This is a genomic window from Nonomuraea sp. NPDC046570 (assembly GCF_040645915.1).
GTDB lineage: Bacteria > Actinomycetota > Actinomycetes > Streptosporangiales > Streptosporangiaceae > Nonomuraea.
In genome coordinates this window covers 376,682-396,911 of sequence record NZ_JBEYZF010000004.1, presented here as the reverse complement: position 1 = coordinate 396,911, position 20,230 = coordinate 376,682, and the positions used below count along the sequence as shown (strand labels likewise).

General features: G+C 71.2%; 20 protein-coding genes and 1 pseudogene. 10 read left to right on the top strand and 11 right to left on the bottom strand.

Annotated elements, in window-relative coordinates; all coding sequences use genetic code 11:
- The first annotated feature begins 67 nt into the window (after positions 1 to 67).
- The gene (locus tag ABZ911_RS10090) at positions 68 to 1,210 is read left to right on the top strand and encodes a DegT/DnrJ/EryC1/StrS family aminotransferase (protein WP_358053991.1); all 1,143 of its coding nucleotides are present in this window, start codon (positions 68 to 70) and stop codon (positions 1,208 to 1,210) included.
- 194 nt (positions 1,211 to 1,404) lie between these two features.
- Positions 1,405 to 2,271, top strand: a complete 867-nt coding sequence (locus ABZ911_RS10085; RefSeq protein ID WP_358053989.1) for a sugar ABC transporter permease — start codon at positions 1,405 to 1,407, stop codon at positions 2,269 to 2,271.
- Here the strand turns inward: ABZ911_RS10085 and ABZ911_RS10080 are convergent.
- Positions 2,222 to 3,498 (bottom strand): annotated as a pseudogene (locus tag ABZ911_RS10080) (RNA-guided endonuclease TnpB family protein). The gene ABZ911_RS10085 and the pseudogene ABZ911_RS10080 sit on opposite strands and share 50 nt — an antisense overlap.
- Before the next feature lie 119 nt (positions 3,499 to 3,617).
- Here ABZ911_RS10080 and ABZ911_RS10075 point away from each other — a divergent pair.
- Both ABZ911_RS10075 and ABZ911_RS10070 read left to right on the top strand, forming a co-directional pair.
- Entirely contained in the window at positions 3,618 to 4,481 is an 864-nt protein-coding gene (locus ABZ911_RS10075) for a carbohydrate ABC transporter permease (RefSeq protein WP_358053987.1), read from the top strand.
- Positions 4,482 to 4,553: 72 nt separating this feature from the next.
- Positions 4,554 to 5,435 carry a dihydrodipicolinate synthase family protein gene (locus tag ABZ911_RS10070; RefSeq protein WP_358053985.1) on the top strand — a complete coding sequence of 294 codons (882 nt, stop codon included), beginning with the start codon at positions 4,554 to 4,556 and terminating at the stop codon, positions 5,433 to 5,435.
- Between the two features lie 59 nt (positions 5,436 to 5,494).
- Here ABZ911_RS10070 and ABZ911_RS10065 read toward each other — a convergent pair whose 3' ends face one another.
- From ABZ911_RS10065 to ABZ911_RS10055, 3 genes are all read right to left on the bottom strand, one after another.
- A complete protein-coding gene (locus ABZ911_RS10065) occupies positions 5,495 to 5,938 on the bottom strand; it encodes a hypothetical protein (protein ID WP_358053983.1) in 444 nt (147 codons plus the stop codon).
- A 562-nt stretch (positions 5,939 to 6,500) separates the two neighbouring features.
- Positions 6,501 to 7,223 carry an amidohydrolase family protein gene (locus ABZ911_RS10060; RefSeq protein WP_358053981.1) on the bottom strand — a complete coding sequence of 241 codons (723 nt, stop codon included), beginning with the start codon at positions 7,221 to 7,223 and terminating at the stop codon, positions 6,501 to 6,503.
- On the bottom strand, positions 7,220 to 7,966 hold the full coding sequence (locus tag ABZ911_RS10055) for a hypothetical protein (protein WP_358053979.1): 747 nt from the start codon (positions 7,964 to 7,966) through the stop codon (positions 7,220 to 7,222). Before ABZ911_RS10055 ends, ABZ911_RS10060 begins: the two co-directional genes overlap by 4 nt.
- 214 nt (positions 7,967 to 8,180) lie before the next feature.
- On the opposite strand from ABZ911_RS10055, the gene ABZ911_RS10050 reads away from it, so the two are divergent.
- From ABZ911_RS10050 to ABZ911_RS10035, 4 genes are all read left to right on the top strand, one after another.
- Entirely contained in the window at positions 8,181 to 8,915 is a 735-nt protein-coding gene (locus ABZ911_RS10050) for an amidohydrolase family protein (RefSeq protein ID WP_358053977.1), read from the top strand.
- Positions 8,912 to 9,646, top strand: coding sequence for an amidohydrolase family protein (locus tag ABZ911_RS10045; protein ID WP_358053975.1), 735 nt, complete (start codon positions 8,912 to 8,914; stop codon positions 9,644 to 9,646). The genes ABZ911_RS10050 and ABZ911_RS10045 overlap by 4 nt, the downstream gene beginning before the upstream one ends.
- Positions 9,643 to 10,812: a DegT/DnrJ/EryC1/StrS family aminotransferase gene (locus tag ABZ911_RS10040; protein ID WP_358053973.1), complete on the top strand. Its 1,170-nt coding sequence runs from the start codon at positions 9,643 to 9,645 to the stop codon at positions 10,810 to 10,812. Before ABZ911_RS10045 ends, ABZ911_RS10040 begins: the two co-directional genes overlap by 4 nt.
- A 131-nt stretch (positions 10,813 to 10,943) precedes the next feature.
- Entirely contained in the window at positions 10,944 to 11,627 is a 684-nt protein-coding gene (locus tag ABZ911_RS10035; RefSeq protein WP_358053971.1) for a histidine phosphatase family protein, read from the top strand.
- On the opposite strand, the gene ABZ911_RS10030 is transcribed toward ABZ911_RS10035, so the two are convergent.
- Positions 11,624 to 12,181: a hypothetical protein gene (locus ABZ911_RS10030; protein WP_358053969.1), complete on the bottom strand. Its 558-nt coding sequence runs from the start codon at positions 12,179 to 12,181 to the stop codon at positions 11,624 to 11,626. The genes ABZ911_RS10035 and ABZ911_RS10030 overlap by 4 nt on opposite strands.
- Positions 12,182 to 12,322: 141 nt before the next feature.
- Between ABZ911_RS10030 and ABZ911_RS10025 the strand changes: the two genes are divergently transcribed.
- Positions 12,323 to 13,483, top strand: a complete 1,161-nt coding sequence (locus tag ABZ911_RS10025) for a CoA transferase (protein ID WP_358053967.1) — start codon at positions 12,323 to 12,325, stop codon at positions 13,481 to 13,483.
- 70 nt (positions 13,484 to 13,553) lie between these two features.
- On the top strand, positions 13,554 to 15,044 hold the full coding sequence (locus ABZ911_RS10020; protein WP_358053965.1) for a carboxyl transferase domain-containing protein: 1,491 nt from the start codon (positions 13,554 to 13,556) through the stop codon (positions 15,042 to 15,044).
- 3 nt (positions 15,045 to 15,047) lie between these two features.
- Here ABZ911_RS10020 and ABZ911_RS10015 read toward each other — a convergent pair whose 3' ends face one another.
- The 6 genes from ABZ911_RS10015 to ABZ911_RS09990 form a co-directional block, all read right to left on the bottom strand.
- A complete protein-coding gene (locus ABZ911_RS10015; protein WP_358053964.1) occupies positions 15,048 to 15,842 on the bottom strand; it encodes a hypothetical protein in 795 nt (264 codons plus the stop codon).
- Between the two features lie 120 nt (positions 15,843 to 15,962).
- Complete coding sequence (locus ABZ911_RS10010; protein ID WP_358053962.1) at positions 15,963 to 16,358, bottom strand: hypothetical protein; 396 nt, start codon at positions 16,356 to 16,358, stop codon at positions 15,963 to 15,965.
- Positions 16,355 to 16,804 (bottom strand): hypothetical protein, encoded by a 450-nt coding sequence (locus ABZ911_RS10005; RefSeq protein WP_358053960.1) that lies wholly within the window; start codon positions 16,802 to 16,804, stop codon positions 16,355 to 16,357. Before ABZ911_RS10005 ends, ABZ911_RS10010 begins: the two co-directional genes overlap by 4 nt.
- A 10-nt stretch (positions 16,805 to 16,814) precedes the next feature.
- Positions 16,815 to 17,606: a carbon-nitrogen hydrolase family protein gene (locus ABZ911_RS10000; RefSeq protein ID WP_358053958.1), complete on the bottom strand. Its 792-nt coding sequence runs from the start codon at positions 17,604 to 17,606 to the stop codon at positions 16,815 to 16,817.
- Positions 17,603 to 18,508 (bottom strand): DUF418 domain-containing protein, encoded by a 906-nt coding sequence (locus ABZ911_RS09995; RefSeq protein WP_358053957.1) that lies wholly within the window; start codon positions 18,506 to 18,508, stop codon positions 17,603 to 17,605. The genes ABZ911_RS10000 and ABZ911_RS09995 overlap by 4 nt, the downstream gene beginning before the upstream one ends.
- Positions 18,496 to 20,214, bottom strand: coding sequence for an alpha/beta hydrolase (locus tag ABZ911_RS09990; protein ID WP_358053955.1), 1,719 nt, complete (start codon positions 20,212 to 20,214; stop codon positions 18,496 to 18,498). The genes ABZ911_RS09995 and ABZ911_RS09990 overlap by 13 nt, the downstream gene beginning before the upstream one ends.
- Positions 20,215 to 20,230: the final 16 nt, after the last annotated feature.

Sequence of the window (20,230 nt, the reverse complement as noted above, 5' to 3'; positions counted from 1 at the left end):
TCCTTCTCTCTTATTACGGTCAAGACCGCAATCTTACCTTGTGAGGTGCTCGATGAAATTCCCTGGCATGGCCGAACCCGAAGGCCGCACGCTCGGTGACGAGGAGGTGGCCGCCGCCGAGCGGGTGATCCGCTCGGGCATGCTGAGCTCGGTCTGGGGCACCGAGGCCCGCGCGCTCGAACGCGAGATGGCCGACCTGTACGGCTCCCGCCACGCGATCACGTGCAGCTCCGGCACCGCGGCACTCCATCTGTCGGTCGTCGCGGCCGCGCCGGACCCCGGAGACGAGATCATCACTTCTCCGATCACGGACTTCGGGACGGTCGCCCCCATCTTGGCGCAGAACGCGGTTCCTGTCTTCGCCGATGTGGACCCGGCCGACGGCAATCTGGACCCGGACGCGGTCGCCGGGCTGATCGGACCGAGAACCCGGGCGATCATGGCCGTGCACCTGTTCGGCGCCCCCGCCCGGGTGGACGCGCTGCGCGAGCTGGCCGACCGGCACGGGCTCGCGCTCATCGAGGACTGCGCCCAGGCGTGGCTGACCGAGCTGCCCGGCGGACGCCTGGCCGGGACGGTAGGCGAGGTGGGCTGCTTCAGCCTGCAGCAGTGGAAGCACATCACCTGCGGCGACGGCGGCGTGGTGATCACCGACGACGACGTGCTGGCCCGCCGGATGCGGCTGTTCGCCGACAAGGGCTGGGACCGGGCCATCGGGCGTTCGCACGAGAGCCTCGGCCTCAACTACCGGATGACCGACCTGCACGCCGCGGTGGCCCGTGCCCAGCTCGCCAAGCTGGCCGGGGTGGTGGCCGCGCGCCGCCGTACCGCCGAACGGCTGCTCGCGGCGCTGAAGGGCGTCGAAGGGGTACGGCTGCCGCGCCCCGAGGGCCACGCCTGGTGGCTGTTCCCGCTGGTCCTGCCCGGTGGCGACGCGCCTGAGCTGGCGGCGCACCTGAGCGCGGCGGGCATCCCGGCGCGCATGGGCTACCTGCGCGAGACGCTCAACCACGCGCCGATCTGGCAGGGCCCGATCTACGGGACCTCGCGCTACCCGCTGGAGGGGGCGGAGGGGCCCACGCTGGCCTGCCCCGAGGCCGAGCGCCTGGTCGCGAACACGCTCGTGGTGATCGACTGGAACGAGAACTACACCGACGAGCACGTGGACCTGGTCGCCGCCGCGGTGCTGGACTACCGCGCGAAGCGTTGACGGCGCATCGGTCATGGGATTACGGTACAGGCCCATATTTCGGCGCCGGCCCTCTCTCGTTACGGTCATGTATCAGGCATTGACCCTTCGTCGGCCAGGTCGCTAGGTTTCGGTCTGGACCGGTATTACAGCGCCGGATGATGTTCTGGGGAGGTCGCCCGCGCGTCCTCCCCGCTCTCTTGAAAGGCTGAACTGTGCGACACCGGTTGCGGGACCCCGTCACGGGGCTGCTGTTCGTCCTGCCGATGCTCGTGCTCTTCGCGATCTTCCGGTTCGTGCCCTCACTGGGCGCGGCGGGCCTGAGCCTGACGGACTACCAGATCAGCGGCGAGTGGAGCTTCGTCGGCGCGGACAACTACGCCAGGCTCTTCCAGGATCCGATCTTCATGGGCGCCCTGCGCGTCACCGTGGTGTACGTGGCGATCTACGTCCCGCTCACCGTGCTCGTCGCCCTCGGCACCGCGCTGCTGCTCAACTCCGTGATCTTCATGAAGGGCCTGTTCCGGGGCATGCTGTTCCTGCCCTACGTGACGAGCTTCGTGTTCGCCGGCGTCATCTGGCGCTGGATCTACGACTTCGACGGCCTGCTGAACGGGCTGCTCGCCAAGCTCGACCTGGGGCCGGTCGGCTTCCTCGACGACACCGCGCTCGTCCTGCCCTCCCTGGCCGTCGTCCAGGTGTGGAAGGGCTTCGGGTACTCGATGCTCATCCTGCTCGCCGGGCTGAAGTCGATCCCCTCCTCCTACCTGGAGGCCGCCCGGGTGGACGGCGCCAACGCCTGGCAGCGCTTCCGGAGCATCGTGCTGCCGCTGCTGCGCCCCGCCCTGTTCTTCGTCCTGGTCATCGAGACCATCGGGGCCTTCCAGACCTTCGACATGATCTACGTGATGACCGGCGGCGGCCCGTCCAGAGCCAGCTACAACCTCGTCTACGCGCTGTACGACCAGGGCTTCAAGTTCTTCAACATGGGCTACGCGGCGACGATCGGCATCGTGCTGTTCGTCCTCGTCTTCATCGTCTCGATGATCCAGCGCCGCCTGCTCGATCGGAGCTCAACTTGACATTCTCCCCCTCGTGAACGAGGGGGATTCCCACGGTCGCCCGTGAAGTTTCCTGTTTCATCGCCGGTCGCCCGCCAGAGAGGACTCTGTGTGAGGTCTTACACCAGCTCCGCAGGCGTTTCGCCTCTCCGCCAGCCCAGCGGCGAGGATGTTCTTGGCCGCGTTCACGTCCCGGTCGTGGACCGCGCCGCAGGCGCACTGCCACGAGCGGACGTTCAACGGCAACGTGTCCTGCGGGATCCCGCAGGCCGAGCACAGCTTGGAGGAGGGGAACCATCGGTCGATCACGATCAGCTCCCGCCCGTACCAGGCTGTCTTGTACTCCAGCATGCCGCGCAGTTCCCGCCAGGATGCGTCCGAGATGGCGCGCGCCAGGCAGCGGTTCTGCACCATGTTGCGCACAGCGAGGTCTTCGATCACGACCGTTTGGTTCTCACGGACGAGCCGGGTACTGACCTTGTGCAGATGATCACGTCGGCGATCGGTGATCCGCGCGTACACACGGGCCACCTTCAGCCGGGCCTTGACCCGGTTCGCCGAACCTTTCTCTTTGCGGGCGAGCGCGCGCTGAGCCTTGGCCAGGTTGCGCCGGCCTGCCCGCTCATGCCGAGGGTTGACGATCTTCTCCCCGCTCGACAGCGTGACCAGCGCGGTGATGCCCGCGTCCACCCCGACCGCCCGCTCAACCGGATCCAGCGGGCGGATCGAGTCCTCGCACAAGATGGACACGAACCAGCGCCCCGCCGTATCCCTCGACACCGTCACCGTGGACGGCTGTGCCCCCTCGGGAAGCGCCCGCGACCACACGATGTCCAGCGGCCCCTCCATCTTCGCCAAAGTGAGCTCGCCGTCGCGGTACTTGAACGCCGAGCGGGTGTACTCCGCCGAAGCACGCGACTTCTTGCGGGACTTGAAGGTCGGATACTTCGCGCGCTTGGCGAAGAAGTTCGCGAACGCCGCCTGCAGATGCCGCAGCGCCTGCTGCAGCGGGACCGACGACACCTCGTTCAGGAACGCGAGCTCCTCGCCACGTTTCCACGCGGTGAGCGCGGCCGAGGACTGCACGTAGGAGACACGACGGCCATCCAACCTGTAGGCGCGAGCGCGCTCCTCCAACGCCCTGTTGTAAACCAGGCGGACGCAACCGAACGTCCGGGCAAGCTCGCAAGCCTGCTCAGGGGTCGGGTAGAAGCGGTACTTGAATGCCCGCTTCACGCACTGTGCCACGCCTCATGTTCTAACGCACGATCGATTCAGCGCGCGCGTGTTCGATCCAAGACATGCGGCTCGCCGCCGCGATTCCTCCCCCGCCTGAAGGCAGGGGTATCCACGCTTCAGGAGTTTCGATGACGCTGACCGCCACCCGGACGGTCGCCAAGGCCGCCGACCCGTCCGGCAGGCGCCGCCGTACCGGGCGGCAGTGGCCGCTCGCGGCGCTGCTCGGGGTCGTCTCGCTGCTGACCGTCAGCCCGTTCCTGGTGATGCTCGTGCTGGCGATGAGCCCGCCGCGCAAGCCCACCGTCCCACAGCAGTGGCCGGACTCGCTCACGCTCGACAACTTCGCGCAGACGCTGGCGGCGGCCGGGTTCCTCGACTGGACGATCAACTCGCTGATCTACGCCGGCGTCTCGGTGGTCATCATCCTGCTGACCGCCTCCATGGCCGGGTACGCCTTCGCCAAGAAGCGCTTCCCCGGCAGGGACGCGCTCATGTGGGCGTTCCTGGCCACCATGATGGTGCCCTTCCAGGCCACCCTGATCCCGCTGTTCGTACTGGTGGCGGACATGGACGGCCTGGACACCTTCTGGGGGATGATCGTCCCCACACTGGCCAACTCCCAGGCGGTCTTCCTGATGCGGCAGTTCATCAAGGACCTGCCCGACGAGCTGTTCGAGGCGGCCAAGGTGGACGGCGCCTCCGAGTGGCGCATCTACCTGCAGATCGTGGTGCCGCTGACCAAGCCCATCCTGGCCACCCTCGGCGTGTTCGTCTTCCTGTGGCACTGGAACGACTTCCTGTGGCCGCTGGTCGTGGCGCAGAGCGACGAGATGCGGACGCTGACCGTGGGCCTGACCACGCTGAAGGGCGAGGAGCACCCGCTGGCCATGGTGATGGCCTCCGCGGCCGTCTCGGTCGTGCCCTGCCTGATCGTGTTCTTCCTGCTGCAGCGCTACCTCGTCAACAGCATCGCGATGACGGGCCTGAAGTGACCGTCGCCGCCGTCTGCTTGAGCGCCCCGGGCGGTCGGGTGGCTTCGGGACGATACCCCCTAATCTGGGTCGATGGCACTTGACGCACGAGCCGCCCGCCTGCGTGACAGGCTGCGCGGCACCCTGATCGCGGCCCCCGCCACCCCCATGACGGCGACCGGGGAGGTGGACCTCGACCTGCTCTCCCGCTACTTCGCCGGGCTGGTGGCCGACGGCGCCGACGGCCTCGCCGTCCTGGCCCACACCGGCAGAGGACCCTTCCTGCCCCCGGAGACCAGGGCCGCCGTCATCGAGCGCGCGGTCGCCCTCGGCGTCCCCGTGATCGCCGGAGTGGGCGGCTCGGCGGTCGAGGAGGCCCAGGTGGCGGCCGAGCTGGGGGCCGACGGGGTGCTCGTGTTCCCCGCCGAGGGGGATCGGGTGGCCGGGCACGAGGCGGTCTGGGAGGCGGCGGGGCTGCCGATGATCGCTTTCGACCTGTACACGATGCCGTGCCCGCCCGCCGTACTCAGGAAGATCGTGGATCATCCCGGGGTGGCCGGGCTCAAGACCGCGCTGCTGGCGGACGCCATGGGCTGCCAGGAGACGATCGCCATCACCCGCCAGGCCGGGAAGCTGGCGATCACGGGGGAGGACCGGATGTTCGGCCCGTCGCTCCTGTGGGGCGCCGAGGCGGCGCTGGTGGGCATCGCGGCGGCGGCCGTGGAGGTGACCAAGGACGTGCTGCGCGCCTTCGCCGGCAGCGACCTGCGCCGCTTCGACCAGGCCTCGGCGAGGCTCGACCGGCTCGCGGAGCAGACGTTCACCGCCCCGATGGAGGGCTACGTGCAGCGCATGCTCTGGGTGGCCGCCGACGAGGGCCGCATCCCCGAATCCCACGCCTTCGACCTGTACGGCCCGCCCCTCGAGGCCAGGCGGCCGGTCGAGGCCGTCATCACGGCAGTTCAGGAGCGCTGACCCCCGGCCGTCCTGGGGTCAGGTCTGGGCGTGCCGGGCGATGGTCCGCTCGATGGCGGTCAGGGGAGGTTGAGCTCGTACACCCGGACGGCGACCGGACGGGCGGTCGCGTCGTAGACCACGCGCACGGCGAGGCGGCCCCGCTTGAGCAGCCGGTAGAGGTCGATCGGGTCGCACTTGGTCTTGCCGAAGCCCTTCTTGGTGAAGGAGTCGTACGGGTATCCGGCCGAACGCTTGCCGCACTTCTTGTTGATCTGGCGGAAGTCCAGCCCCTCGGTGTACGCGATGGTGAGCGGAGCGCCCTGCTTCTTGCCGAGCGTCCAGCCGGGCAGGCCGCTCTCGCCGATCTCGCCGAGCGTCGCCTTGGCGGGCGTGATGGTCATGGCGGAGTTCCCGGACTTCTTGGCCCAGCCGTACACGACCTTGAGGCTGGAAGCGTCGGCGGGGGCGGCGGTGGAGACCAGGGCCAGGCAGGTGACGGCCGCCAGTAAGGATCGCTTCATCGTCCCTCTTTCAGATCAAGAATGGGGGTTTGATCCTCGCACGCGGGGCCTGCGACGCCTACCCCGCCGCCCGCGGGCGGTTTGACCGTCAGGGCCTGCGGTTGAGCGCGATCCTGACCAGGTTGCGCCGGCGGATGGTGAACAGGGCCCGGCCGGACGGGTCCAGGGACAGCTTGGGCTCGCCGCCGAACCAGTCGCCCGCCATCGCCGCCCAGGGCGCTCACCTTGAGGGTCCGGGTGATCTCGCGCTCGCGGAGGTCGTACTCGAACAGGACGCCCGTGTTGGTCATGCCGTACACGGCCAGTGGGGTGTGCGCGAGGCCGGAGATGTAGCGCACGCCGGGCAGGGGTTCGAGCTGCCACTTCAGCTTGCGCGTGCGCAGGTCGAAGGCGGCCAGGCGGGCGGCGGGGGTGACCGGCGGCAGGCCCAGGCCCTCCTGGGTGTTGGTGCCCAGGAAGGCGGTGCCGAGCCAGGTTCCGGCTCGTCACGAAGCGCCAATGGGGGGCGGCTCTTCAGGGAATGCCGGTGGGGGGCGGCTCGTCGGGGAATGCCGGGTGATGGTCAGTTCGTCACGGGGAGGCGGAAGAGTTCCGCCGCGTTGCGCCAGGCGACCAGGTCGGCGACGTCCTCGTCCAGGTCCGCCGCGGCGATCGCGCCGAAGGCGGAGGACGGGTCGATGAGCGTCGCGTCGGTGCCGAAGAGCAGTCGGCGCGGATCCACCGCCGCCGCCACCTCGGCGATGCGGCCCGCCGGGGCGTGCGAGTAGCAGGGTTCGAGGTAGAGCCGGTCGCACCCGTTCGCCGCCTCGATCGCGTACCGGTGGCCGTCGGCGCCCATGTGCCCGGCGATCGCCCGCAGGCCGGGGGTGTCCCGGCAGGCCTCGGCGAGCTCCAGCACGGACGGGCCCCAGGTGTGCACGAGGGCGGGCACGCCGTGCTCGGCGACCAGGGCGAGCGCGTCGCGCAGGTGCGCGGAGGAGGGCGGCGACTTCGTGTAGTCGGTGTGGATCTTGACGCCGACGAACCGGCCGGTGGGCAGGTACTCGCGCAGGTCCCGCTCGGCCTCGGCGAGGCGGCGCGGGTTGATCGTGACGTAGCCGTAGAGGCGGTCGGACAGCACCGCGGCCAGCGCCCGGTTGCCCGCCGGGGCGTCGTAGATGACGGCCTCGGTGGCGGACACGATCGCCACGTCGATGCCGTAGCGGTCCATGGTGGCCAGGTTCACCTCGGCCACGTCCATGGTGAAGAACCACGGGCCCCAGTGGGCGTGCACATCGATGATCATGCGAGCAGCCTCCTTGCGTTCCCTCCGGCCACGGCGGCCACCTCGTCCGGCTTGAGCCCGCCGGTGGCCAGGCGCAGCAGTGGGACGACCGGTTCGTAGAGCGGGGTGCGGGAGCCGTACAGGAGGCGGTCGGCGCCGAGGATCGAGGCGACGGTCTCCAGCGCGTCGGGTGAGTTGAGCAGGCGGGTGGTGGTGTGGAAGCCCGGCTCGTCCTGGGCCGCGACGAGGAAGTCGCCCAGGTGGTAGAAGTGCGTGTCGAGGAAGACGACGCGGGCTTCGAGGCCGGTGAAGGGCTGCCAGAACCTGCGGACGTCGCCGCCGGTGAGGACGAGCAGGCCGAGGCGGGCCGCGTGCCGGGCGACGTGCCGTACCGATGGGAAACCGGCTTCGACGCCTTGTTCGTCGGGGAAGAGGCGGACGGCCTTCACCCCCGCGTCCGCCAGGCGCTCGAGCTCCGGTACCGCGCCGATGGGGTCGCGTAGGTCGACGGTGCCGACGGGGACGACCGAGGGCTGGGCGGCCGCCAGGGCGAGCACCTCGTCGTTGCCGGAGGTCACGTCGAACAGCGCGGACCGGATGGAGGCCACTGCCGCCGCCTCGACGCGGTGCGCGGCCAGCGTGCCGAGCACCGACTCGGGCGTGCCCGGTGGGCCGTCACGGTCGGGGTAGGCGCCGACGACCACGTCGATGTCGAGCGTTACCGTGAGGTCTCCGATCAGCCTCTGCGCGTCGAACGCGGTCACGAATGCCTCCAGCTCGAGATAGCGGACGCGACCATAATCGCCCATGAGCGTTAACGGGTCGCGCTCAAAAGATTACGGTCTGGGCCTTAATCGGGCAAGAGTGAACACACCCCCTGGAGGTGCGGCACATGCCGCGAACACGCCCAGCTGCCCGGCGGTGGACGCCTCCTCGTGAGCCTTGACGCCCTCTTGAAGCACTAATAGATTTCGGTCTGTGCCGAAATTAGACGACCATTCCGCGTCCGGGCGCGCGCCGTACCCCATCGTCGACGCCCACCGCCTGGTCGGCCCCGTGCCCTTCGACGACCTGCTGGTGGACCCGCGCCCCGAGATGGACCGCCTGGGCATCGAGCGGGCCTACGTGACCCACACGCTGAGCCTGTACTCCGAGGTCATGGCGGGCAACGAGGCGCTGTTCGCGCTGCGGGACCCCCGGCTGGTCCCGGTGCCCGTGGTGCTGCCGGGTGTGCCGGGGGCCGGTGCTCCCGGCACGCCGGAAGAGGTGCTGGAGTGGGGCGTGCGGATGGTCAGGCTCTGTCCCGAACGGCACCGGTTCGACCTGACCGGGCCGGTCGCGCTGCGCTGGCTGGCCGAACTGTGCCTGCCCGTCGCGATCGACCTGGAGGAGACCTCTCCCGGGCAGCTCCTCAGCCTGGCCGGGCGGCTCCCCGAGCAGCGCGTCCTGCTGCTCAACCCCGGCTACCGCAGGCTGCGGGCGATCGCCGAGCTGATGGCCGAGGCGCCCAACGTGTGGCTGGAGATGGGCACGGTCAACACCCAGCGGGCCGTGGAGTGGCTGGCCGAACGCTACGGCGCGGAGCGGCTGGTGTTCGGCACCGGCGCTCCCGTCCTCGACGACTGCGGCCCCCGCTTCCTGCTCGACCACCTGGAACTCGAACCCGGCGAGGTGGCGCTCATCGCCTCCGGCTCGCTGGAGGCGATGCTGTGATCCTCGACGCGCACGGCCACCTCGGCCCCTGGCCCGACTTCCTCATCCCCGACCCGACCGCCGACGGCATGGTCTCCCTGATGGACCGGATCGGCGTCACCGCCGTCGGGATCAGCCACCTGCTCGGTGTCGGCCCCGACGCCGAGCAGGGCAACCGGCTCGCCTTCGAGGCCGCCGCCCGCCACCCCGGCAGGCTCGGCGTCTGGCAGGTGTACAACCCGCACCACCGCACGCCGCTGGTCACCGAGGGTGTCTGGGGCGTGAAACTGCACCCCTCGGTACACCAGTGCCGCCTCGACGACCCGCTGTACGACCCGGTCTGGGAGCTCGGCCTGCCCGTGCTCTCGCACGGCCAGACCGACTCGCCGTGGGACGACCCGTCGCAGTTCGCCACCGTCGCGGCCCGCCACCCCGAGGTCCCGCTGCTGATGGGCCACGCGGGCCTGTTCCCGTACGGCTTCGCCAGGGCCGCCGAGGTCGTCGCCGACCACCCCGGCGTCCTGCTGGAGGTCTGCGGCTCGAAGATGACCGGCCGCTGGATCGCCCGCCTGGCCGCGCTGGCCGGGCCCGAACGGGTGGTCTGGGGCACCGACTCCTGCTTCCTCGACCTGCGCGTGGGCCTCGGCCGCATCGCCCTGGCCCCGCTCGGCGAGTCCGACCGGGCCCTCATCCAGGGCGGCAACCTCGCCCGCGTCCTGGGCCACCGAGTGACCGGAGGAACGCTGCCATGAAGCTCGCCATCGACGGCGGTACCCCTGTCCGCACCGACCCCTGGCCGGCCTGGCCGCCGCCGCTCGACGCCGCCCAGCGCGAGCGGGTCGGCGAGGTCCTGGAGAGCGGCCTGTGGGGCGCCACCCAGGGCGGCACGGCCTGCGCGGAGCTGACCGCGGCCTTCGCCGGGCTGTCCGGCGTGCCGTACGGCGTGGCGGTCGGCAACGCCACCCTCGGGCTGTTCGCCGCCCTGCGCGGCCTCGGCGTCAGGCTGGGCGACGAGGTGATCGTGCCCGCCTACACCTTCGTCGCCTCGGCCACCTCGGTGCTGCTCGCGGGCGCCGTACCGGTGATCGTCGACGTGGACCCGGTGGACCTGCACCTGTCGGCCGGGGCGGTCGAGGCGGCCGTCACCGAGCGGACCGCCGCGATCATGCCGGTGCACCTGGCGGGCAGCCCCGCCGACATGGACGCGCTGAACGCCGTCGCGGCCCGCCACGGCCTGGCCGTCGTGGAGGACGCCGCGCAGGCGCACGGCGCCACCTACCGGGGCCGCCCGATCGGCGGGCTCGGCGACGCGGGCGTGTACAGCTTCCAGGCCAGCAAGGCGATGACGGCGGGCGAGGGCGGGCTGATCGTGTGCCGCGAGGAGAGCGCCTACGAGGCGATCTGGTCGGTGTGCAACCTGGGCAGGAAGCTCGGCGGCCAGTGGTACGGCCACCCGTCGGTGGGCTGGAACCTGCGCCTGACCGAGATCCAGGCGGCGCTGCTGCTGCCCTGGCTGGACCGCCTCGACGGGGAGCTGGCCCGCAGGAACGCCTTCTGCGCCGCGGTCGAGCGGGAGATCGCCGGGCTGCCGGTCAGCGTGGTCCCGCGGCCCGAGGGCACCACGGGGGACTCGCGGCACCTGCTCATGCTGCGGCTGACCGAGCCGGTGGACAAGGCCTTCCTGGTCGAGGCGATGGCCGCCGAGGGCGTGCCGGTGGACGCCGGGTACCCGCCGCTCGGCACGATGGCGGCGCTGACGGACGCGGGCGCCAGGGCCGAGCCGTGCCCGGCGACCGAGGAGGCGGCGCGGTCGGTCGTCTGGATACGCCAGTCGATGCTCATGGACGACGTGGACCGGGCCGCCGACGTCGCGCGGGCACTGGCCAAGGTGCTCGAACATCGGAAAGCTCGGCCCTAGCCGAAACCTGGATTTCGGCCGCGACCCGGCGGGCAAGCGGGCCTACGACGTCTCCGTGCCCGGCGACCAGGGTGAGATCTACTTTGTAAAGGGCGGCGCCCTGCGAGAGTCCTCCATGGCAAGATATCCGCATGGCAGGCCCCTTGCGCATCGTCGCGGTACGGCACGGGCAGAGCGAGGCCAACCTCGCCTACCAGGAGTCGATGAACGTCCCCCTGGTCTACGACCGGAGCGACGACGAGGTGACGCTGACCGAGCTGGGCAGGCGGCAGGCCGCCGCGCTCGGCCGGGCGCTGGGCGCGCTGCCGGAGGAGGAGCGCCCCGAGGTCGTGTGGTGCTCGCCGTACCTGCGGGCGCTCGACACCTGGGCCGTCGCCCATGCCGCCTGGGGCGCCGATGCGCTGCCCGTCCGGATCGACGCGCGGCTGCGCGACCGCGAGTGGGGCGAGCTGAGCCGCTACAACCTGACCGCCATCGAGGAGCTCTTCCCCGAGGAGGTGGCACGCCTCCTGTCCGACGGCGAGTACGGCTACCGCCCCCCGGGCGGCGAGTCCTTCGGCGACGTGGCGATCCGCCTGCGCGACTTCCTCGGCGACCTGCGCGAACTGTCCGACGGGCGGCGGGTGCTGCTCGTGGCGCACGACTCGGTGGTGCTGATCCTGCGGCACGTCATCGAGGAGACGCCGGACGCCGACCTGGCGGCGATCGAGGAGCACGCCCCGATCTGGAACGCCTCGGTGTCGACCTGGCGCCTCACCGGCGACCGCCTGGAGCTGGTCGCCTTCAACGACACGGGCCACCTGCCGCCCGGCTAGCCGCCCAAGCCGGGCCCGGGGGCGGTGCCGTCCACGATGAGGTCGGCTCGCTCGCGGGTGGCGTCCTCGGCGAACCAGGCGGTCTCGGCGGCGAACCAGGTGCGCCACTGGGGTTCGAGTTCCGGGCCGTCGCGCTTGAGCACCCGCTGGAGGCGCAGCTCGCCGGGGGCCTCCACCCAGACGGTGAAGGCGAGCAGGGGGGCGGCGGAGCGGCGGGCCGTACCGACGCCTTCGATGATCAGGGCGGGGGCGATGGGTACGGTCACCCGCCCGGTGTAGCGGGCCGCCACCCAGTCGTAGTGGCGGAAGGCGCCGGGCCGTCCCCGGCGCAGCGGTTCGAGCACCTGCCGCGCCAGCAGGGCGAACCACGCGCCCGGTCCCTCCGACCAGGGGATGGGGAAGTCGTCGCTGTGCACCACCTGCGCGTTCAGGGCGGCGGCCAGGGCGGCGGCGTACGTGGTCTTGCCCGAGCCGGCGGGCCCGTCGACGGCGACGAGGCGCACGGGCCCGCAGGAGGGCGGCAGCGCGAGAATGCGCGCGGCAAGGGTCTGCACGATTCCGATCGTGCCAGGTGCATCCGGGTACATATGGGGCGGGACCTGACCGTGAGGCCGAGCCACTCACCTGACAGGCAGGCTGAATGCGCTTCTTGTCGCGTTTCGACTAGGCTCGGCCACCACCGATGGAGGTTGATCTTGCGCGGACCCCTGGGCGACATCGTCGTACTCGACCTTTCACGTGCCCTCGCGGGCCCGCACGCCGCACAGATGCTCGGCGACCTGGGCGCCAGGGTGATCAAGGTCGAACATCCCGAGGGAGGCGACGAGTCGCGCGGGTGGGGACCCCCTTTCGTCGGCCCTTCGCACGACATCTCGACCTACTTCCTGGCCGCCAACCGCAACAAGCAGTCCATCGCCGTCGACCTGAAGTCCGCCGAGGGCAAGGCCCTGATCGAGCGCCTGGTCCGGCAGAGCGACGTCCTCATCGAGAACTTCCGCACCGGCGTCCTGGACCGGCTCGGCTTCCCCGTCGAACGCCTGCACGAGCTCAACCCCCGCCTGGTCATCCTGTCCATCACCGGCTTCGGCCACGACGGCCCCGAGGGCGGGCGCCCCGGCTACGACCAGATCGCCCAGGGCGAGGCCGGCCTGATGTCGCTGACCGGGCCCTCACCCGACGAGCCGTACCGCGTCGGCGCCTCCATCGCCGACCTGCTGGCCGGCATCCACGGCGCGTACGGCGTCGCCGCCGCCCTGTACGAGCGCGAGCGCACCGGCCGGGGCGAGGTCGTGCGCACCTCGCTGCTGGCCGCCGTCACCGGCGTGCACTCCTACCACGGCACCGCCTGGACCGTCGGCGGCCAGGTGCCCGCCGCCAACGGCAACCACCACGCCTCCATCGCCCCCTACGGCGCCTTCCACTGCGCCGATGGGATGCTGCAGATCGCGGTCGCCAACGAGAGCCAGTGGCGTAAGGTGGCCGCTCTGCTGGACATCGACCCCGACGACGCGAGGTACGCGACGAACAGGCAGCGCTTCGCCCACCGCGACGAGCTGATCGCCGACATGGAGAAGACCCTCGGCGGCCACGACCGGGCGCACTGGCTGACCGCGCTCGGCGACCTCGGCGTGCCCGCCGGCGCGATCCGCTCCCTCGACGAGGTCTACTCCTGGGAGCAGACCCGCTCGCAGGGGCTGCTCGTCGAAGTCGAGCATCCCGTGCTCGGCCGCATCGAGCTGCCGGGGCCGCCGCTGCGCTTCGACGGCGCGCCGGTCCGGGAGCACACCGCGCCGCCCGCCCTGGGCCAGGACGGCGACGCCGTCCTGGCCTGGCTGGAGGATCGAGAAGAACGATGACTGCCGTACGGTGGCACCGAAAGCCGCTCCCGCGCGTCAACATTGCAGCACCCGTTGACAGTGAGGAGTCATGGTGAGTCGACCGGACGCGCGTACCCTGATCGAGACGGTCCTCGACAAGGGGTCCTGGAAGTCCTGGGACACGCCGCCCGCCGACCCCGCCGACCCCGGCTCCTCCTACGCCGACGAGCTGGCCGCGGCCCGGGTCAAGACCGGCTACGACGAGTCCGTGATCACCGGTGAGGGGTTCCTCGACGGCCGCCGGGTGGCGATCGTCGCCTGCGAGTTCTCCTTCCTGGCCGGCTCCATCGGGGTGGCCGCCGCCGAACGGCTGGTCACCGCGGTCGAGCGGGCCACCAGGGAACGGCTGCCGCTGCTGGCCGCGCCCGCCTCCGGCGGCACCCGCATGCAGGAGGGGGCGCTGGCGTTCGCGCAGATGGTCAAGATCACCGCCGCGGTGCAGGGCCACCGCAACGCCGGCCTGCCGTACGTCGTCTACCTGCGCCACCCCACCACCGGCGGCGTCTTCGCCAGCTGGGGTTCGCTCGGCCACGTCACCGCAGCCGAGCCCGAGGCGCTGATCGGCTTCCTCGGGCCGCGCGTGTTCGAGTCGCTGCACGGTTACGCCTTCCCCGAGGGCGTCCAGGTGTCGGAGAACCTGTTCACCCACGGCCTGCTGGACGCGGTCGTCTCGGCGGCCGACGCGCGCGAGATCGCGATCAGGGCGCTCACCGTCCTGTGCGCGCCGCGGGAGGGGCTGGTCGCGGGCCCCGAGCCGGAGGAGGACCTGCGGCCCGTCGAAGCCTGGGAGGCGATCACCCGCTCCCGCCGCGACGACCGCCCCGGCATCCGCACCCTGCTCAAGCTGGCCGCCACCGACGTCACCCCGCTCAACGGCACCGGCGAGGGCGAGAACGACCCCGGCCTGCTCCTCGCCCTGGCCAGATTCGGCGCGGCTCCCGCCGTCGTCCTCGGCCAGGACCGCCGCAGGCAGCGCACCGTCGCCCCGCTGGGCCCCGCCGGGCTGCGCGTCGCCCGCCGCGGCATGCGCCTGGCCGCCGAGCTCGGCCTGCCGCTGGTCACCGTGATCGACACCGCCGGGGCGGCGATGTCGAAGGCGGCCGAGGAGGGCGGCCTGGCCGCGGAGATCGCCCGCTCGCTGGCCGACCTGGTGATGCTGGACGCGCCGACCGTGTGCCTGCTGCTCGGCGAGGGCGCGGGCGGCGCGGCGCTGGCCCTGCTGCCCGCCGACCGGGTGCTGTGCGCCCAGCACGCCTGGCTGTCGCCGCTGCCGCCGGAGGGGGCCTCGGCGATCCTGTACCGCAGCGTCGACTTCGCCCCCGAGATCGCCCAGGCCCAGGGCGTACGCGCGACCGACCTGCGCAGGGACGGCATCGCCGACCGGGTCATCCCCGAGCGGCCGGACGCGGCCTACGAGCCGCGCGCGTTCTGCGAACGGGTGGGCCGGACCCTGGAGTACGAGATCGTCCACCTGCTCGCCACCCCACCCGAGGACCGCCTCGGCACCCGCCTGGCCCGCTACCGCAACCTGGGCGTCTAGCTCTCACCCGGAGGTGCGGAGCACCCAGGCGCCCAGGCGGGTCGAGCTCAGCCAGTGCTGGTTGAAGTAGTCGGTGAAGTACTTGGCCGCCTCGGGATCTTCCATGCTCATGCCGCGGATGGCCTGCCCGGTGGCGCCGGAGAAGGCGAGGAACACGAGTCTCTCGTCGACGATGGCCATGTTGAGCAGATCTGCCTTGATGTCCCATTCGACGATGTGAGCCTCATAGTTGAGGACCTGCCGGGTCTGCGCATGGTGGACGAAGGCCCATTGCCGCATTTCCTCTGAATTCACGCATATGAGGCGGCGGACCGACCTGGAGGAGTTTTCCCTGGCCCAGCGCAGCACGTTCTCGAAGTAGCGCTTGGCCGCTTTCTGGGCCAGGGTCGTGGGCGGCGCCTGCCGCACGTACCAGAGGTCGAGCTGGTTCTCGGCGCTGCCGAGCACCGCCTCGGAAAGGGCGGAGTAGAATTCGGCGTTGTTCGCGTAGTAGCGGAACTTCGGACATTGATGTCCGGCAAGTTCCGCTTTCACCTCGCCGAGTTCGGCCTGGGTCTGACGCAGCGTCTCGTGCATGCCCCTCAGGGGGAGCAGGTTGCGCAGGATCGCGTAGAGCGCCACGAAGATGAGCGGCAGCAACACGGTCGGAGGCCAGTCGTAGACGGCGCCGACGACACTGGCGCCGACGACGATCACGCAGATGACGAGGATGACCTTGTCCTCGACGCCGTCGAGCGACCGGGGAGCCTGAAACCTGCGTGGGGGACCCGCGACCATGGTGACCGCCTTCCTCGTCATACCAGTAGACGACGAGGATTAGGGAATGGTTCCGATTCAGTCGATCCGCGGCCCTTGAATGGCGACTCCAGCGTTTATGTCACGCGTTTATCTGGAATTCGCCTTGATTTCCCAGCCGTTTCAGGGAACGGGGATGCGCTCGACCCTGATCGAGAAGACCTCCTCGCGTGGCACGACCACCTCGTAGGCGCCGTGGTCGACCATCCAGTAACCCAGGGCCTCGGCCTTCATCCCGCTGTGCCCGGTGTAGGCGATGTGCAGGCCGTCCTCGTCCTCGTCGAGCACGATGCACGGCTCCCCGCCGAACGCCCCCACCGTGCGGACCAGCACCAGCCACTCCAACTCGGCGCGGGTCACCTCGCGCCGCCAGTACCCGGAGGCGGCCTCGAACCCGTCGAGCGCCTCCTCGCTGAACAGCACCACGTCGCCGCTGCCGGGCCCGATGGCGGCCGGATGGGTGCGGTCCCGGTATCGGGCCACGAAACCCGACGCGATCGGCACGATCTCGGAGGTCATGCGGCGGGCCGCCAGCTTAGCCCGTCGTACCCGGCGAAGGGCCGCTCGCCCGCCGGGTCGACGTGCACGATCTCGGCCCCCGCCGGAATGGGCATCGGCATGGTGTGGAACTGCGGCACGACATGCTCGCGCGAGGTGGTGAACCCGTTGCCCGCGAACGGCGCCGTGTCACTCCAGTCGCCGCCCATGTGCGGCCCGTACGGCACCGCGTACGTGTCGACGTCCCTGGCCAGCCAGCGCATCAGATAGACCTCCGGCACCTCCGCCGAAAGCTCCGAGCCCTCGAACGACAGATCGAGCCCCAGGTACAGCGCCCTGGGCGTGGTGAGCCGCGCGCAGTCCTGCACGCGGTAGACGTACCCGGAGATGACCGTCCGCTTGCCCGACAGGTAGGGGACGAGCAACCGAGGCGGCACCACCTTCTGCATCTGCGTCCTCGTGCTCACGGTCCCCACTTTACGATCTGTTGACCCCTAGTACGCGATGTTCGAGGCAGGGCAGGGTCGCTCGGGCGGCGAGGGTCTCCTCCGGGTCCACCTCGACGATCCGCACGCCCGGTGTGCTGCCCAGATCGGCCCGGATCACGCCCAGGGGGTCGACCAGGAGGCTGCGGCCGATGCCGAAGCCGTCGTGGGACTCCTCCGGGTTGGGGGCCTGGCCGACGGCGGCGGTCCACATGGTGTTCTCCAGGGCGCGGGCCCGGACCAGGGTGACCCAGTGGTCCTCCTTGAGCGGGCCCGAGCCCCAGTTGGCGATCACCGCGAACAGCTCGGCGCCCTGGTCGACCAGGGCCCGGGTCAGTTCGGGGAAGCGGATGTCGTAGCAGGTGACCAGGCCGATCCGGAGCCCGGCCAGCTCGACCACGGTCGGCTCGGAGCCGGGTTCGACCAGGTCGGACTCGCGGGCGCCGAAGGAGTCGAACAGGTGGATCTTGCGGTAGGCGGCCCGCAGCCCGCCGGACGCGTCGAGGGCGACGGCGGTGTTGCGGACCCGGCCGGGGCCCGCCTCCCAGACTCCGGCGATCACCGCGATCCCGTGCTCGCGGGCCGCCTCGGCCAGGCCGCCGACCCACGGCCCGTCCAGCGGCTCGGCCGCCTCGGCGACGTGCTTGCCGTACCTGGTCTGCAGGGACTCCGGGAAGATCGCCAGGTCGGCGCCCGAGGCGGCGGCGAGGGCCTCGCGGGCGCGCTGGAGGTTGACCTCGGGGGAGGGCGAGACGGGTAGCTGGCACAGGGCGATTCTCGTCACGGTGCCGACTCTAGCTCCGCTCCCCGCCGGTTCGGCACCCGTCGCAGCCTGGTCAGGCAGCGCCACACCCACTCCAGCGGGCCGTATCGGTACCTGCTGAGCCACCAGCCGCTGAACAGCACCTGGGCCAGCACGGTGGCCAGCACCAGGGCGACCACCGACCAGCGGGTCGGGTCGGTGCTCAGCAGCGGCGCGGTCAGGAAGATCACGAACGTGCCGGACACGTAGTTCGTCAGCGCGGTACGGCCCAGCGGTTCGAGCAGGGCCGACAGCCACGGCCGCAGCACCAGCAGCAGGCCGGTGGCGTAGGCGGCGGCCCCGGCCAGCGCGCCGGTCACGTTGAAGGTCCAGTCGCCGGTGCCCAGCCACAGCCAGGTGAGCGCCGCCGAGGCCGCTGCACTCACCACGAACGCGGGCAGCAGCAGCCGCCGGGAGGGCCGCAGATCCATCAGCGCCATGCCGATCAGGAACAGCCCCGGGATCAGCAGGATGCCGCCGCCCTGCGACACCCCCCACGCCAGGACGCCGAGGCCGAGCAGCAGGACCGGCGGCCCGCTGGACAGGAACGAGGCGGGCAGCAGCACGGCGAGCCCGAACAGCGCGTAGTCGGTCAGCACCTCGCCCGGGTAGAACGTGTGCTGCAGCAGGCCGAACAGCAGCAGCCACAGCAGCCGCCGCACCAGCGTCCAGCGGCCGTTCCCGCGCAGGAACAGCACGAAGCTGATGCCGAACAGCAGCGAGAAGATCGGGTAGAACCGCCCCTGCAGCGCGGTCTCGACGACCTGGTCGATCGCCGTCCGGCCGACCCGCTCGGTGTGCTGCCAGGTGTTGACCGCCATGATCCCGCACACGGCGAACCCGCGCAGCGCGTCCAGCTCGCCGATCCGCCTCACATCACCCATGCCCACCACCACGTCAGCGCCCCCGCCGCGACGAGCGCGGCGATCGCGTGCGGCCACCTGCGTCTCGCGCGCGCCAGCGCCACGAGGGTCAGTACGGCGGAGCCGGCCGCGACCCAGCCGATCCAGCCGAGATAGGAGGGTACCCCGACGGCGAGGACCGTCTCGTTGACCTTCGCCTGGCCGTACACGCCGTCGATCACGATGCCGGAGAAGGCGAGCCCGGAAAGGCCCGCGAACGCCGTCAGCGCGCGGCCCCTGATCGCCCCCGCCACGAGCTGGACCAGCGACGCCACCGCGAACAGCGCGAGCGGCGCGGCCCGCCAGGGTCCCCCGAGCACCTGGTACGGCGCGCCGGTGACGTGCAGGTCGCCGGGCCTGACCGGCTCGTAGGCGCGCCGGTCGGGGGCGCACGGCTGGGTGAAGCGCGCCGGGTCGGCGACGAAGGCGGCGATCGTCCGGGCGGCGCACCGGTGGGACAGGAAGACCGCGTGGCCGCCTCCGGCGAACTCGACGAACCTGGCGTTCGGCAGCTTCTCCGCCGCGGGCCTGCTGGTCCTGGTCGGGGTGGTCGGGTCGAACTGGCCGCCCACGACGAGCACGGGGGCGGTGGTGGTGCCCTCGGTAGGAGCTGATGTGGGGAGCTTCCACGCATCACACACCGCTTTATCGGCATTAACCGTGAAAAGTCGGGACTGGATGGGGGTGGCGGGCATCTCGTCCTGGCACTGGACCGCGTGGTACAGCCCGAACTCGTGCGAGGTCAGCCCCGGCCCGACCGCGTCGGCCAGCGGGCGCAGCAACTCGTCGTGACCGGCGGCGAGCGCCTCGACCAGTGCCGGGGCGACCGCGATCACCTCGGCCTCGTGCAGCGCCTCCGCCAGCACGGTCGCCACGTCGCCGCCGGTCAGCCGCGCGGTGAACGCCCTGCCGGTCAGCGGGTCGGTGGCCGGAACCCGAGCCGGTACGGCGTCCAGCCGCCTGACCAACGCCTCGAACCCGCCCGCGGCCCCGAGGGCGGTGAGGGTGGCGGTGAGATTGCGGTCGGCGTCGGCGTACCAGGAGACCTCCTGCGGCAGGAACGAGTCGAGCACCACCGACCGCACCCCCTCCGGATCGGCCGCCGCGGCGTCCAGCATGAGCCGGGTGGAGTAGCTGACCCCGAACAGGTTCCAGGACTCGTAGCCGAGCAGCCGCCGCAGCTCCACCACATCGGCCGCCATCTCCTTGGTGGTGTAACCGCGCAGGTCCACCCCCTGCTCGCGCTCCAGCCGGTCACGGCAGGCGGTGGCCGCCGCGGCCACCTGGCCCCCCGGCCCGCGCAACCGGTCCAGCATCGCGGTGACGGTCTCGGGACAGGCCAGCCTCGGCTCGGAGTAGCGGCTGCCCCGCTGCTCCAGCACCACCACGTCCCGATCCGGGAACATCGCGCTCAGATACCCGGTGAGCTGGATCGACGACGACGCGGGCCCGCCGCTGGTGTAGACGACGGCATCCGCCGCCCGCTCCCTGGACGCCGACTGATGGACGGCGTAGCCCACCTTGACCTGCTTGCCCGGCGAGTCCCGCCGCTCCGGGACGACCAGGAAGCCGCACGCGGTCCCGGCGGGCACCGCCACCGGGCAGGGGGCGGCCTCCAGGCGGGGTTCGTACAGGGCCGGTGGGGCCGGGAGGATCAGGGCGAGTGCGAGAACGGCCCGGAAGATCACGGGTCGAGACTAATAG

Coding starts and splice junctions, on each gene's coding strand:
- ABZ911_RS10090 (WP_358053991.1), top strand. CDS start 68: ATGGCCGAACCCGAAGGCCGCACGCTCGGTGACGAGGAGGTGGCCGCC.
- ABZ911_RS10075 (WP_358053987.1), top strand. CDS start 3,618: ATGACGCTGACCGCCACCCGGACGGTCGCCAAGGCCGCCGACCCGTCC.
- ABZ911_RS10070 (WP_358053985.1), top strand. CDS start 4,554: ATGGCACTTGACGCACGAGCCGCCCGCCTGCGTGACAGGCTGCGCGGC.
- ABZ911_RS10065 (WP_358053983.1), bottom strand. CDS start 5,938: ATGAAGCGATCCTTACTGGCGGCCGTCACCTGCCTGGCCCTGGTCTCC.
- ABZ911_RS10060 (WP_358053981.1), bottom strand. CDS start 7,223: ATGATCATCGATGTGCACGCCCACTGGGGCCCGTGGTTCTTCACCATG.
- ABZ911_RS10040 (WP_358053973.1), top strand. CDS start 9,643: ATGAAGCTCGCCATCGACGGCGGTACCCCTGTCCGCACCGACCCCTGG.
- ABZ911_RS10035 (WP_358053971.1), top strand. CDS start 10,944: ATGGCAGGCCCCTTGCGCATCGTCGCGGTACGGCACGGGCAGAGCGAG.
- ABZ911_RS10020 (WP_358053965.1), top strand. CDS start 13,554: ATGGTGAGTCGACCGGACGCGCGTACCCTGATCGAGACGGTCCTCGAC.
- ABZ911_RS10015 (WP_358053964.1), bottom strand. CDS start 15,842: ATGACGAGGAAGGCGGTCACCATGGTCGCGGGTCCCCCACGCAGGTTT.
- ABZ911_RS10010 (WP_358053962.1), bottom strand. CDS start 16,358: ATGACCTCCGAGATCGTGCCGATCGCGTCGGGTTTCGTGGCCCGATAC.
- ABZ911_RS09995 (WP_358053957.1), bottom strand. CDS start 18,508: ATGGGTGATGTGAGGCGGATCGGCGAGCTGGACGCGCTGCGCGGGTTC.